This is a genomic window from Clostridium sp. Marseille-Q2269 (assembly GCF_943736985.1).
Lineage (GTDB): Bacteria > Bacillota > Clostridia > Clostridiales > Clostridiaceae > Clostridium_F.
Genome location: NZ_CALSFS010000017.1, coordinates 46,183 through 60,691, shown reverse-complemented (window position 1 = coordinate 60,691; position 14,509 = coordinate 46,183). Strand labels below are relative to the sequence as shown.

The 14,509-nt window shown below is 27.4% G+C and carries 13 protein-coding genes and 1 riboswitch; of the genes, 10 read left to right on the top strand and 3 right to left on the bottom strand.

Going from position 1 to position 14,509, the window contains the following annotated elements:
* Positions 1–161 precede the first annotated feature (161 nt).
* Entirely contained in the window at positions 162–1,031 is an 870-nt protein-coding gene (locus NGI68_RS15375; RefSeq protein WP_251862324.1) for an AraC family transcriptional regulator, read from the bottom strand.
* Between the two features lie 331 nt (positions 1,032–1,362).
* Between NGI68_RS15375 and NGI68_RS15370 the strand changes: the two genes are divergently transcribed.
* From NGI68_RS15370 to NGI68_RS15350, 5 genes are all read left to right on the top strand, one after another.
* Complete coding sequence (locus tag NGI68_RS15370; RefSeq protein ID WP_251862323.1) at positions 1,363–2,613, top strand: dicarboxylate/amino acid:cation symporter; 1,251 nt, start codon at positions 1,363–1,365, stop codon at positions 2,611–2,613.
* 112 nt (positions 2,614–2,725) lie between these two features.
* Complete coding sequence (locus NGI68_RS15365; protein ID WP_251862322.1) at positions 2,726–3,121, top strand: GNAT family N-acetyltransferase; 396 nt, start codon at positions 2,726–2,728, stop codon at positions 3,119–3,121.
* A gap of 163 nt (positions 3,122–3,284) precedes the next feature.
* Positions 3,285–3,689, top strand: coding sequence for an erythromycin esterase family protein (locus tag NGI68_RS15360; RefSeq protein WP_251862321.1), 405 nt, complete (start codon positions 3,285–3,287; stop codon positions 3,687–3,689).
* Between the two features lie 198 nt (positions 3,690–3,887).
* The gene (locus tag NGI68_RS15355) at positions 3,888–4,328 is read left to right on the top strand and encodes a CBO0543 family protein (RefSeq protein ID WP_251862320.1); all 441 of its coding nucleotides are present in this window, start codon (positions 3,888–3,890) and stop codon (positions 4,326–4,328) included.
* Between the two features lie 232 nt (positions 4,329–4,560).
* Positions 4,561–5,430 carry an AraC family transcriptional regulator gene (locus NGI68_RS15350; protein WP_251862319.1) on the top strand — a complete coding sequence of 290 codons (870 nt, stop codon included), beginning with the start codon at positions 4,561–4,563 and terminating at the stop codon, positions 5,428–5,430.
* Between the two features lie 282 nt (positions 5,431–5,712).
* Here NGI68_RS15350 and NGI68_RS15345 read toward each other — a convergent pair whose 3' ends face one another.
* Positions 5,713–6,915: a multidrug efflux MFS transporter gene (locus NGI68_RS15345; protein WP_251862318.1), complete on the bottom strand. Its 1,203-nt coding sequence runs from the start codon at positions 6,913–6,915 to the stop codon at positions 5,713–5,715.
* Positions 6,916–7,189: 274 nt separating this feature from the next.
* On the opposite strand from NGI68_RS15345, the gene NGI68_RS15340 reads away from it, so the two are divergent.
* On the top strand, positions 7,190–7,759 hold the full coding sequence (locus NGI68_RS15340; protein ID WP_251862317.1) for a TetR/AcrR family transcriptional regulator: 570 nt from the start codon (positions 7,190–7,192) through the stop codon (positions 7,757–7,759).
* Between the two features lie 163 nt (positions 7,760–7,922).
* Here NGI68_RS15340 and NGI68_RS15335 read toward each other — a convergent pair whose 3' ends face one another.
* On the bottom strand, positions 7,923–9,341 hold the full coding sequence (locus NGI68_RS15335) for an NCS2 family permease (RefSeq protein WP_251862316.1): 1,419 nt from the start codon (positions 9,339–9,341) through the stop codon (positions 7,923–7,925).
* Between the two features lie 115 nt (positions 9,342–9,456).
* A riboswitch (purine riboswitch) is annotated at positions 9,457–9,557 on the bottom strand.
* A gap of 251 nt (positions 9,558–9,808) precedes the next feature.
* Between NGI68_RS15335 and NGI68_RS15330 the strand changes: the two genes are divergently transcribed.
* The 4 genes from NGI68_RS15330 to NGI68_RS15315 all read left to right on the top strand — a co-directional run bounded on the left by NGI68_RS15330 (position 9,809) and on the right by NGI68_RS15315 (position 14,455).
* A complete protein-coding gene (locus NGI68_RS15330; RefSeq protein ID WP_251862315.1) occupies positions 9,809–10,072 on the top strand; it encodes a hypothetical protein in 264 nt (87 codons plus the stop codon).
* A gap of 208 nt (positions 10,073–10,280) precedes the next feature.
* On the top strand, positions 10,281–11,147 hold the full coding sequence (locus NGI68_RS15325) for a DegV family protein (protein ID WP_251862314.1): 867 nt from the start codon (positions 10,281–10,283) through the stop codon (positions 11,145–11,147).
* A gap of 440 nt (positions 11,148–11,587) precedes the next feature.
* Positions 11,588–12,100: a DUF2179 domain-containing protein gene (locus NGI68_RS15320; protein WP_251862313.1), complete on the top strand. Its 513-nt coding sequence runs from the start codon at positions 11,588–11,590 to the stop codon at positions 12,098–12,100.
* A gap of 435 nt (positions 12,101–12,535) precedes the next feature.
* Positions 12,536–14,455, top strand: coding sequence for an LTA synthase family protein (locus NGI68_RS15315; protein WP_251862312.1), 1,920 nt, complete (start codon positions 12,536–12,538; stop codon positions 14,453–14,455).
* Positions 14,456–14,509 lie beyond the last annotated feature (54 nt).

Here is a 14,509-nt window from a genome sequence, read left to right as displayed (position 1 = left end):
TTTATTTTTTGTATTTAATACTTGAAAAAATAAACATTCCCATAAGAGATTAAAATTAATATAAGAGAATAATATAATTTTATTATAAATTAAAATTAATGTTAGGAACACAAAGCAAATGTTTGTATTAGAGATTTAAATTAATCTAATTAAAAATATTTTTAGAAGTTCTTAAAATTTTTATAGTAATCCTTAGGTGATATGCCATAGGATTTTTTAAATGCCCGTATAAAACTAGTATAGTCTCCAAATCCGCAAGTTCTATATAATTCTGTAATTTTATGTCCTCGTAATATAAGAGATTTAGAAAAAGCTAATCGCTTTTGTTGTATATACTTATGAAGAGTGTACCCTGTTTCAGATTTGAATTTGTGCATAAGATAATATTTATTTATAAAAAATCTAGATGATAAAGCATCTATAGATAAATCTTTTTCAAGGTTGTCTTTTATATAATTTATAATTTCTTCTATTTGTTCATCATAATCTATGTCTTTTCTTTCTATATTGTTGGTATTATTTATAAACAATCTATTTAGATAAACCATTAATTGAAGAAATAAAGAATTTTTTAATACAATACTACCAAATTCAGTATCTAAAGTGGCAGATTCAAGGGCAAACAATGTATGCTTTATTAAGGAAATATTGTGTTTTTCCATACGAAAAAGATTAATTTTATACTTAGAAGATAATTGAAAGCAACTAAGTAGGTTACTATTATTTTTATTATGCAGTTCTAAGAACTTTGAATTCACCCATATTATTATTCTTTCATAAGGTTCATCATTATTTACTATAACTTTGTGCAATTCATTACTGCTTACAAAAAGTATATCCCAAGGCTTAAGTTTATAAGCTTTCCCTTCTATAAGGTAACTAACATTTCCTGATATAAAAATAATTATTTTATTAAAGTCATGGTAGTGAAGTTGAAATTCCATATCTTTTTCATCTTTTAAGTGAAAAAATTTAAAATCTTCGTTAAGATATCCTCTTTTTATATTTGATGAAGAATTTTGTTTTTTCATTATTATCCCATCCTTAATACTATATATATTCATTATAGCAGTTTTTGCAATATTAATAGCAGTTTTAACAATAAAAATAGTAAAAATTAAATATATAATATATTAAGTATTTAGAGTTCCTATATAATAGTTTAATAAATTAATTTGGTTATTATTTAGTGACATGTTAAAAAGAGTTTTCATATAACTAATTAATATATTAAGATTAGAGTTACATTTGTTATAAAGATTATATAATTTGTAATAAGAATTAAGTTTAATGGTAATTTATATAGGGATTTGAGAACCATATAAACTTGAAAAAGTTGTATATGGATTTGGAGGAGAGAATATGAAATTATGGAAAAACTATAAATGGTCTATAATACTACTTATTTCTGTAATATTAGGAGGGGTACTGGGATTAGCTATAGGATCAAATGCAAAGGCAGTAGAGCCTATAGGAAATCTGTTTTTAAACTTAATGTTTACTGCAATTGTACCTTTAGTATTTTTCTGTGTGGCTTCAGCTATTGCAAGTATGTCTAATATGAAAAGACTAGGTAAAATTTTATTAAGTGTATTTGTAGTATTTACTTTTACTGCATTAATTGCAGCTGTAATTGGTTTACTAGGAACTTTAATAATGAATCCTACAAAGGGAGTAGACCCTGCCGCTATGAAAAATATAATGGCAAACACAGTTAATGAGGTTCAAAATCAAGAAAAAATAAGTATGTTGCAGAGAATTGTAAATACAGTTACAGTATCAGATTTTGCATTATTATTTTCTAGAAAAAATATGCTACAAATAATTGTATTTTCAATAATGTTTGGTGTTTCAACAGCTATGGTAGGAGAAAAGGGAAAGCCTATTGCTAAGTTTTTAGAATCCGGTTCTGCCGTAATGATAAAAATGATAGATATAATAATGTATACAGCACCAATAGGTCTTGCATGCTATTTTGCTTCAGTAATAGGACAAATAGGACCACAAATAATTGGAGGATATGTAAGAGTATTTGTATTATATTTGATACTTACTGCTGTATACTACTTTATTATGTTCAGTGTATATGCATATATGGCAGGCGGAAAGGCAGGAGTGAATATATTCTGGAAAAATTCAGTAGCACCTTCCATAACATCTCTGGCTACTTGTTCCAGTGCAGCTTGTATTCCAATTAATTTAGAAAGTACAAAAAATATGGGAGTGCCAGATGATATTGCAGAGACAGTTATACCTTTAGGGGCAAATACCCATAAGGATGGATCTGTTATAGGAGGGGTTTTAAAAATAACATTTTTGCTTGGATTGTTTGGCCAAGATATGACTAGTTTTAGAGCTATAGTTACAATAATTGTAGTATCCTATTTAATAGGAGCTGTTATGGGATCTATCCCAGGTGGAGGACTTATAGGGGCAATGCTTATTATAAGCATATATGGATTTGCACCTGAAGTTTTGGGAATAGTAGCAGTTATAAGTACAATAATAGATGCTCCAGCAACTTTATTAAATTCCACAGGAAATACAGTATGTACTATGATGGTAACAAGACTTGTGGAAGGAAAAGATTGGATTAAAAAAACTGTTGTTTAAATACAGTTATATTAAATTAAGATTAGTATAAATATTTAATGGTGATTTAATTTTATAAGGGGGACTTAAAATTGATTACTATAGAGAAGCTAAGTTCTGATGATTTGGGGAATTGTCAGATTTATATGAAGAACTTATAGGAGAAAAAACAAATGGGGAAAAGATGGGGGGAAATTTCAATTGGATGAATTCTAATGAGAATTATATGTTAATTGGTGCTAAAGATGATAGAGGGAATCTTCTAGGTTCACTATTAGGGATTGTATGTCGTGATATTGCAGGTGAATGCAGACCTTTTATGGTTGTAGAAAATGTAATTGTAAAGAGTATTTTTAGAGGATTGGGAATCGGGAGAGAGTTAATGAAGTTTATAGAAGATTATGGTTCTAAGAGAGCATTTCACTATATAATGTTTGTATCGTCTAAAGATAGAAAAGAAGCTCATAAATTTTATGAGTCAGTTGGATATTATAGGGATGTGGTTCAAGGTTTTAAGAAGTATTTGTAAATACAGAATGTTTTAAAATCGGGGAATTAATTAACAATATATGTAACAGGAATTTTATATGGTTCCTGTTATTTTTTTGTGCTTAGAAAATCATCAGCTAAGCAGGTAGTTTATTATGTGTAATTAATAATATAGTACATTACTGTTATTTGAAAAATTCATTATGATAAGTAGAGAGAAGAGAGTTAATAAGATTAAGTTGAATCTAGATGAATTTGGTAATGACTATTATGCTATTGGAACAGATTTTAATAAGAGTACTTTTAGTGCAGTTACAAGCAAAGATAAAGATAAAAATTTTAGTATTATAAATTCAAATTCCTTGGTATACGAATTTTTAAGTTTACCAGGAAATATATATTTCATGGATTTTAAAAAGGCTAAATCCGATAGTGATTTAAAGAAAATCGTTGAGGAAAAACAGGCCATGGGAAGTGTAGGTGCAAAGTTTAATAGTTGGCAAAAGATACTAAAAAGATTTTATACTTTAAATATGGTACCAAGCAAGGCTTATGATGGAATAATAGTAGTTAAAACTGCTACTCCTACAGAAATACTAGAAAATTAATAGGTGGTGTACAATGTGAGTTGTAGGGAATAAGGCAGTATATGTGTCTTTAGAATACACTGAAAATTTTAATTTTAAAATTGGTAAATTGACCAATAGAGAAATAAAAGTTAAAAATAAGTTAATCGTATGTATGTATTTATTCATGAATTTGGGAATTATAATATAAAAATGATAATTAGGTGATTTAATATAATAGTGGGTTTTATAATTCCTTGGATCTCCGGTGTAGTATTTTATTTTAAAGATAAAAAAACTCTTTTCACTATAGCACCATTCCAAAGTGTTATAGCATTTACAGTAAACTCTTGGGGAATATTTTATAAGTTTTGGAGCATAGCACCCCACCAGTATGAAAAGTTTTCTACTATGCCATATGATTTAGGTATATATCCAATACTTTCTGTTTACTTGATATATTACATTAAGAAAACAAAAATTAATCCTTATATTCTTGTGATTATTGCAGCAGTTTTTACAACATTTCTAGAATGGCTTGGTATATTAAATGGAAAAATCCTATATTCAAATGGATGGAATATAGGATTTGCTTTTATTAGTTATTTGTTGCCATATTTAATAAACTATTGGTATTATAGACAACTAAAAGATATGGGGATTTTTAATAAGGAAAGTTAGTGTAATTTCTCATAATATGTTCTATAAATATCAACTACTAAGAAAAATTTACTTACAGCAATAATAATTATAAACACTTTTATAAATTTTATTATTGTTTGTAAGTATTTTTAGTTTATTATAAAAAACTCTTAAAATGTAATTTAAATAAGATTGATATTTTTCGTACAACAATTATCAAGCAGTTAATTTATAAATAAGATAAAGTATTAATTGAAAGGATGATGGAAAAATGTTAGAAAATTTAAATACTGTACTGGAGTATATTGAACAGCATCTGACAGAAGATATAAAGAATCATAAATTGGAACTTATTACTGGTGTTTCTGATTATCATTTTAGAAGAATATTTTCATTTTTATCAGGAATATCATTGAGTAATTACATCAGATTAAGACGATTGTCAAAAGCCGCTATAGAATTGCAACAGGGTGCTAGTATAACGGAGACTGCTTTTAAATATGGTTATCAATCTATAGAAGGATTTTCAAGAGCATTTAAAGAATGGTTTGGAATATCTCCATCAAATGTGAGTGAAGCAATAGAATTTAAACTTTTTTCTAAGATGTCCTTTCAACTAACAATAAGGGGAGGAATAAATATGAATTACAGAATAGAAGAAAAGTCAGCATTTAAATTGGTAGGATTAAGTGCTAAAATACCCATCCAATTTAACTGGGAAAATAACAAAATAAAAGAAAAAATAATTGATAGATTTACTGAGGAACAACGACAGTTACTTAAAAACTATCGTAATACTCAGGTGAAAGAAGTAGTTAATGCGTCCTATAATTTTGATGAGGGACGTTATAATGAAAAAGGATTTTTAGATCATCTCATCGGGTCTATAACAACACTTGATATTGATTTCCCAGAACAATTTACTGTAATAAATGTACCACAAAATATATGGGCAATATTTAAAGTAGAAGGACCTTTCCCAAATGCTTTGCAAGATACTTGGGCAAAGATATTTAGTGAATGGTTGCCATCAACTGACTATCAACTTGTACAAGCGCCAGAAATTTCTTTTAATTATGATTTTTCTGATCCTAAAAATATTAAGAGCCAAATATGGATTGCTGTTAGTAAAAATAGTTAGGTTATATTAACTTTAAAAAATAGTATTATTTATAAAATATATATACAAAAAGTTTTAAAAAGTCATGTAACCTTATTGATGTTTTCAAAAATATACTGAAAGTTCATCCTATATATGTTTTATTTGTTAATATATTAAAAATCTCGGGAAATGTTTATTTTAAGGTTTGTAAAACATCACTAAATTAAATAGCTATAAAATATGAATTTAGTGATGTTAAATATTAGTTTTATAAATGGTCAAGAAAAATGAATATATTTTAGGATTAGAATTTGTTTTATATTATACTGAATATTTTTTTAAACTAAGCTTTTTATATACTTTAAAATAAACCCATATTGCATTTATAAATAACAGTGCACTAGTAATAAAGAATACATATCTAATACCAAAATTAGCGGCTATTTGCCCACCTAAAATTGAACCTGCAAATACACCTAAATATTGTGCAGAAATATTAAAACCATAAACTCTTCCTGTAAGAGAAGGGGGAGTAATCTTTTTAACTAATACATTAACAGAAGGATTGAGACCACCCATAGTTAAACCCAACAAAAAACGAAGTCCCATTAACTGCCAAACATTTTTTACAAAGGCCTGGGGTATAAAAAGTAGTGCAGCCACCACAAGGGCTACCAATATAATTTTGTGTGCTCCAATTTTATCAGAAAGTTTTCCAAGTCTTGGAGCTGCAATTATATTTGCTAGTCCTGAAGCTGAGAATGTGATTCCAGCTAAAAGAGCAATATGACTGGCGCTACGAGACAATTGGCTAACATATATTGTTACGATGGGCTCTACAGAATATAATCCTAAAATTAACACAAAAGAGGTAACAAACATTATAATAGTTAGATCCTTGTTAGGAATACTATTCCATGATTCTCTAGTTGTGAGTTCATTTTTATCTTCAGGAGTAAAAGATTCCTTTACAAATAAATAAGTTATAATAAATGTAGCTATAAGTAATGCACCAGTAATAAAGAAAACATTTTTTAAACCAAAGTGTTCTTCGATAAATCCACCAATTATTGGTCCAAGCAAGGATCCTGCAATATTTCCTGTTGAAATAGTACCTAAGGCCCATCCAACATGTTCTCTATCTGTTTGAGTTGCAATCAATGTAGTGCAAGCTGGACTATATCCTGTTACAACTCCTTGAAGTAATCTTAATCCTATAAGTTCATATACATTACGGGAAAAACCCATAGTAAATATAACTATAGACATTCCAAGACTTGCTCTTAAAAGCATAGGTTTTCGACCATATTTATCAGCGGCTTTACCCCAAATAGGAGAAAAGATAGCTGAAATTATAAAGGTAGCCCCAAAGGCTATTCCTGAAATTTGTTCAATTGAAGCTGTATTAGAAATACCAAGCTGTTTTATGTATAAAGGTAATACAGGTGCAATTTGGCTCATTCCTATACCCGATACGAACATTCCAATCCAACAAACTACTAAATTTCTTTTCCACAATTTCATAAATAAACTCCTTTTCTTACTGTAACCAAACCATTGTATAAAATTAATTAATAATATGTGTTTCTTCTATATTTATTAGTTTCTTACATAAGTAATAATAAAACAAATATTATATATTTATTTTAATTTATTACACAGTACATAATAAAATTCACAAATATGCTTTATTATATAATAATAAACTATAATCTATAGTTTGTAAAATACAATTTGTAGTTTGTAAAAAATATTATAATATGTTAAACTATCTTATAATATTGTAAGGAGTGGCAAAATGGTAAGAAAACGAAATCTAACCAAAGAGAAAATTATTAAAGTTTCTTTGTTATTGGCTGATGAAATTGGTCTTAATCAAGTTACTTTTCAAAAGATTGCAGAAAAATTGGATATAAAATATCCATCGTTATATAATCACTTTAACAATATGGATGATCTTAGAATAGAGATGACCATATATCTTTTAAATGAATTAAATTTGAGTTTAATGGAAAACTTAATTGGGAAAAGTGGGGAAGATGCTATAAGAAAATATGCTTATGCTTATCGAGATTTTGCCTTTAAGAACAGCAGTGCTTACAGGCTTTTTGTTAATGTTGCTAGCACAGAAAATGAAGAAATAAATAGATTATCAAGGCAAACTAATAATATAATGCATCAGGTCTTAAATTTTTATATTAAAGATGAAACACATTTAATACATAAAAGTAGAGCATTGAGAAGTCTTTTGCATGGATTTATATCCTTAAAGTTTCTTGGATATTTCCAAAATAAAGTTAGTCCAGAAGAAAGTTTTCAATTTATGATAGATGATTTTATTTTATCTCTTAGTAAAATTACAAGTTAACAAACTTTAAAATATAGAGATTAAAACAAGAAATATTTTAATCAATGAATGGCTATAAAAATAAAGTATTATATTTATTTTTATAGCCATATATTTTCTCTAAAAGTATTTTTGTTTTAAGTATGAGGGTAGTAGAAGCCTTTTAAGTCCAAATTTTTTTAGTTTATGCACTTGGTAGCATTATAAATCTGATTATGAATAATACAGCTAATACATAAACAATAGGATGAACTTCTTTATGTCTTCCAGTGAATATTTTCATTATTGGGTAGAATATTATGCCTGCTGCAATTCCGTTAGCTATACTATAACTAAATGGCATGATTGCTATAGTAAAGAAAGCTGGAAGTGCTTCTGTAAAATCATCAAAGTCTACATCTTTAACAGAGCTTACCATTAAAACTCCTACAATTACAAGCGCAGGTGCAGTAGCTTCTGCAGGGGCTATGCCTACTAATCCACTAAAGAATAAGGATAGTAAAAATAATATTCCTACTACTAATGATGTTAATCCTGTTCTTCCTCCTTCAGCGATTCCTGCTGTTGATTCTACATAAGTTGCTGTAGTTGTAGTTCCAAACATAGAACTTATAGTTGTGGCGACAGCATCAGATAAAAGAGCTTGATTCATATTTTTAATTTTACCATTTGGCAAAATCATATCTGCCTTTTGTGCTGTACCTACTAAAGTTCCTATAGTATCAAATAAATCAACTAGGCTAAAGGTTAATATAACCATTATGATACTGGTGAATGCTCCTATAAATCCAGCTCCATTATGATGTATAAGTCCATTAAAATCAAAAGCTAAAAATGTTGGGGCTACAGAAGCTGGTGTACTTAATATCTTCAAACCAGAAAGGTTAGTAGCTCCAAGAGGCATTCCTATAATAGTAGTTACAATTATAGATATAAGCATACCACCTTTAACTTGCCTTGCTACTAATATTCCCATTAAACATATTCCAATAAGTGTGAGTAAAGCTTTGGGATCAGAAAAACTTCCAAAGCTAATTAAAGTACTTGGATTAGATACGATAATATGTCCACTTTTTAAACCTATTAAAGCTATAAAAAGACCTATACCACCTGTTATAGCTATTTTTAAATTTTTAGGTAGAGCATCTACTATTTTTTCTCTTATGGATGTAACGGTAATAATTATAAATATAATTCCAGATATAAATACAGCTGCTAAAGCTTGTTGCCAAGTATATCCTAATGTTAAACATACACTATAAGTAAAGAAAGCAGTAAGTCCAATACCAGGAGCTACAGCAAAGGGTAAATTGCCGTAAAAAGCCATTATTATAGTTCCAATAGCGGATGTAAGACACATACCTGTAAATAATGCTGCCACTACAGGGTCATTTAAAGTGGTGAGTTTTCCTGCGGCATCTCCTTTTAAGCCTAAAGAATTCATTCCGGAGAATTTTAATATGTTAGGAATGACAAGTAGAGTATAGGCCATAGTAATAAAAGTTGTAAAACCAGCAATAACTTCTGTTTTTACATTCGTTTTGTTGCGTGAAAGTTTAAAGATTCTTTCCAATAAAGAACCCGTATTATGAGTTGTTTTCATTTTTATCCTCCCTAAATAATAGCATAAATTAAATAAAACGCGAAAAAACTACCAAGGATATAAGCAAATCCTTAATAGTTTTGGAATATAAATATGTACATATAAATATATATATAAATATAAAGGATTCACCCATAGCAAAGGCATTTATGGTACCTAGTAGAAACTTCTGAACCGTATTATCAGAAATATATGGATGACATCTATGCAATTTTAATACAAATAATAGCATTTTATGCTATGCAAGTCAATGTTTATTTAAAGGAATATTAACAAATATAAACAAAAATCAATTTTTACATTTATTAATTTCTATATTGTAATGTATATAATGCCAAAAAATACAAATATTTTACAATAATTAAACAAAAAGTACAAAAAATATAGAAAAAAAGTTGACTATTGAACTAATGTTCGATACAATAAACATGTAATAAAAAATTATTATGAAATTAGGGGTTGAAAAGATGAATATTTGTGAAGTGAAGAACGATTATAATTTATTTGTTAAAATTAACTATAAATCCGGTGACTACAGTGTGCTTAGCAAAATAAAAACTCATCTAACTAATAGGGTATTAGGGGAAAGATATCTTATTGGAGGTGGAATTTTAAATAAAAAAGGATCAACACTAATTTTAAAAATAAACAGCGTAGAAGATATAAAGGAAATAAGTAGCAATGCAAATGTTAATTATAAGTTATTTGCAGTGCCTAAAGTATTAAATTAAAGTACTATAATTAATTTTTAATAGGAAAATTTATAATATAATTAAGTAAGTTTTTACATAATTATGTTATTAATAATAAATAATATAATTAAAGATATAATAAACATATATAATTTATTATATCTTATTTTTTTACATCTATTGTCATATAGCAGTAAAGTGTTATAATTAATCTATATTCGTATATGGTTATTAGGAGGAATTTTAATTGGAAAAGATTGCATTGATTACTGATACAACTAGTGATTTACCAGAAGATTTAATAGGAAAGTATAACATAAAGCAGTTAGCTTTTAGAATAATATATAAAGATAGGGAACTTAGAGATAAAATTGATATAAGTTCTAAAGAAGTTTATGAAAACTTAGAAGTAGAAGTTCCTACATCCTCATTGCCATCTATGGAGGATATGGATAACCTTTTCACACAATTAGAAGAAGAAGGGTATACCCATGTAATATCTGTAGTTTTATCTAGCGGATTATCTGGAATATATAACGGAATGAAAATAGTAAGTGAGAACCATCCTAAACTTACAACATATATATGTGATTCTAAGTCTATATCCTTAGGAGAAGGTGTAATCCTAATAGAGTGTGCAAGAATGATAGAACAGGGCAAAAGTTATGAGGAAATAGTTAATGTTATTCCTAAGATAACAGAAAATACTAAAACATTTTTCGTAGTTGGAACTCTTGAGTATTTAAAAAGAGGTGGAAGAATAGGAAAAGTTGCAGGAACTATAGCGGAGCTTTTAAATATTAAGCCTATAATTTCTATAGATAATGAAGATGGAAAATATTATACATATACGAAAGTAAGAGGTAGAAAACAATCTTTAGCTAAGCTTGTAGATATTGTTAAAGAACTTTTAGAAAAGAGCAAATGCAAAATTTATGTTATGCATGGAAATGCAGAAGAAGAAGCTAAAGAAGTTTTTGAAATACTTAAAAAGTTGCCTAATGTTACTTTTAGTATGCTTGGAGGATGTATAAGTCCTGTGTCTGGAGTTCATAGTGGCCCAGGATTAGTAGGTGTTGCATGTTTCAAAGATGTAGATTGTTACATGAACTAATATTTATATATCACTATGAGCCTATTGTATAATAAATAAAGTGATTTATTTTAATTCAATAGTTATAAAAAATTAAAGAACAGTTATAAATAAATTAAATGCATTATTTTGACTTAACATAATAATGTATCAAATGGATAAAAAGCCTTAATATTAAAGTATTTTTCTAAGTACTTAATACTAAGGTTTTTTTGTGTAGAATAGTTCACCATGTAAGTTAAAATATGTACTAAGTTCCAACTTGAAGTTGAATATAAAAAGTTCATGTAAGCTATATATTTGAGGCTTTTGATGCATATAGAAAATTATTAAAAATAATTAACATATATTTTTAAAAATAGTATTAACAATTAGAAGATTTCCATATATAATATGTTATGGTTGGATGTTTGGAATTATATTTTTTATGTTGAAAATTAAGAGATAGGGGGGCTGGTTAAATGTTATCATACTATGCATTTATATTTTTTGCTAAAATCATGGAAGTAGCACTAATGACCATCAGAACAGTTTTAATTACTCGTGGTGAAAAATTATATGGATCAATTATAGGATTTGTAGAAGTGACTATATGGCTTTATGTAACTAGTTCCGTTTTAACGGGAATTAAGGAAGATCCTATAAGAATGGTAGTTTACGCTTTAGGATTTACTTGTGGTAATTATATAGGTTGTGTTATAGAAGAAAAATTAGCCATAGGACTATTAACTATAAATGTTATAGCGGCAGAATCAGATGGTAAGAGATTAGCAGAAATATTAAGAAACGAAAATATAGGGGTAACTATGGTAGATGCTGAGGGAAAAATAGATCACAAGAAAATGCTTATAATACACGCTAAGAGAAAGAGAAGACAGGAAATTATAAGAACCATAGAAAACAGTGATATCAATGCAATGATATCTATAAATGATATAAACACTGTTTATGGTGGATACGGCATAAGAAAATAAGAATATTATATATTGGTTATATATGAAATATAAAGTTATGGATGTATATAATTGATATTTTGGTTGTAAAAACTCTATGAATATTCATAGAGTTTTTATTCATGGTTTGCATAATTCATATATATACATATATAATAGTCAATAGAGAAATATTAAAAAAATTTTAATATTTTATTTAAACCATATACATAGGCAAATCTTATACTAATATAGAAAAGTTTTAATTAATACATTTAAGTAGAAGTTGACTTTTCCTTTTTATAAAAGGCTTGAATTTTAAATAAGTATAGATAATGATATTCAATTTACATTTGAGAAATTTATAAATCAAAATTTATATAATATATTAGTACCAGGATATAAAATACATTAAATTAATAGTAAGTTCTATATGTATAAGTTTAAAAAGCAAAATATTATTAGTGAGGGATGGAAATGGAGCGGGCTTTAAAGTTAAAAAATGTAATCACGAAAATACTTATTAGAAATTTAGACATAATATTATTTTTATTATTAGTAAGTTTAAAGGTAATTTTTTATGGAAAAGAAATATCTCCAGAATTTTTTAGCTACAAGTATATACTACCACCAGTAATTGCATCTGTAGGGATACTGCTAGGAGTAGGTTATTTCTTGCAGAAATACAAAAGAACTAAATTTTTATATGTAATTAATATAATAATCAGTTCTATAATTTTAGCAGATTTATTATACTTTAGATATTACAAAGATATTATATCTATAGGAGCTATAAGAAATGCTTTTTTATTAGGAGGTGTTGCCTCCAGTATTGTAAGTTTATTTAAACCGTTGGATTTTGTATATTTTTTAGATATATTTCTTATTTTGCCTTTCTTAAAAGTATACAAAAATATGCCTTATAAGGAAAACAAAAGAATTATACGATTAGGAATAGGAACTTTAATACTGGCAGGAGCTATTTTATTAAACGGAATAAACATATATAAGTTATCAGTAGATCAACCAGGATTACTTAACACTATGAGCAACAGAATATATATAACCAAGGTTTTAGGAAATGTGAACTTTCATGTTATAGATGCTTATCAATTTACAAGAAATAAAATAAATAACAGCAAGAAACTTCCTGAAGCTAAAGAAAAGGAAATAGTAAATACCTTTGATGAGAGATCAAAAATACAGGGAACAAAATTGAAAGGCGTAGGGGAAGGTAAAAACCTAATAGTCATACAAGTAGAAGCCCTTCAACAATTCGTTATAAATCGAAAAGTAGAGGGACAGGAAATAACCCCTAACTTAAATAAATGGATAAATAGAAGTTTGTATTTTGACAATTATTTTTATCAAGTAGCAGCAGGAAATACATCTGATGCAGAATTTATGTCTAATAACTCATTATATCCAGCAGCTTCAGGAGCGGCTTATTATATGTATAGTGGCAATGAATTTAAATCTATGCCAAGCGAATTTCAAGACAAAGGATACTATACAGCAGCTATGCATGGATATAAAGATGGATTTTGGAACAGAAATGTAATGTATAAAGCCCAAAAGTTCCAAGATTTTTATGGAGAATCTACTTATAATATAGATGAAGAAGTAGGTTTAGGACTAAGTGATAAATCATTTTTTAATCAATCTTTAGAAAAAATAAAAGAATTTAAACAGCCATTTTATAGTTTTCTAGTAACTTTGAGCAGCCATTTCCCTTATGATGATGTAAAAGGATATGGAGAATTTAATGTAGGAAAATATGAAGGTTCATTTACAGGTAATTATTTAAAAGGTATACATTATACAGATGACCAAATAGGAATGTATTTAGATAATCTTGAAAAAGAGGGATATTTAGATAATTCAATAGTAGTTATTTATGGAGATCATAATGCTATATCTAAGAACTATATACAAGAGTTGTACGACTTTGTAGGAGAAAAATCACCAAACGATTTAAAATGGTATGAATTACAAAAAGTACCTATGTTTATACATTTCCCTAAAGATGAGAATAAAGGCGTAAATCATACTTATGGTGGCCAAATGGACTTGTATCCTACACTAGCTAATATGTATAATTTACCTAGAAAATATATGTTGGGTAATGATTTATTAAATGTTAAAAATCCTAAAGTTACATTTAGAAATGGATCTTTTAGTGATGGAAAAGTGTTTTATATTTCTTGGACAGGAGAATATTATGATATAAAAACTGGACAAAAAATTCCGGAAACAGAAGAATTAAAGGCTAAAAAGCAGGAAAGTGCTAATGACCTTCAAAGTTCAGATGATTTATTAAATCATAATTTAATAAAAAAATTGAAACAAGAATCAACAGATACAGAACAACCAAAAGAAAGTGAATCAAATAATTAGAAATATATTTTATTAACATGACCCTAATTTTTTATGACAATACAATAAAGCTAT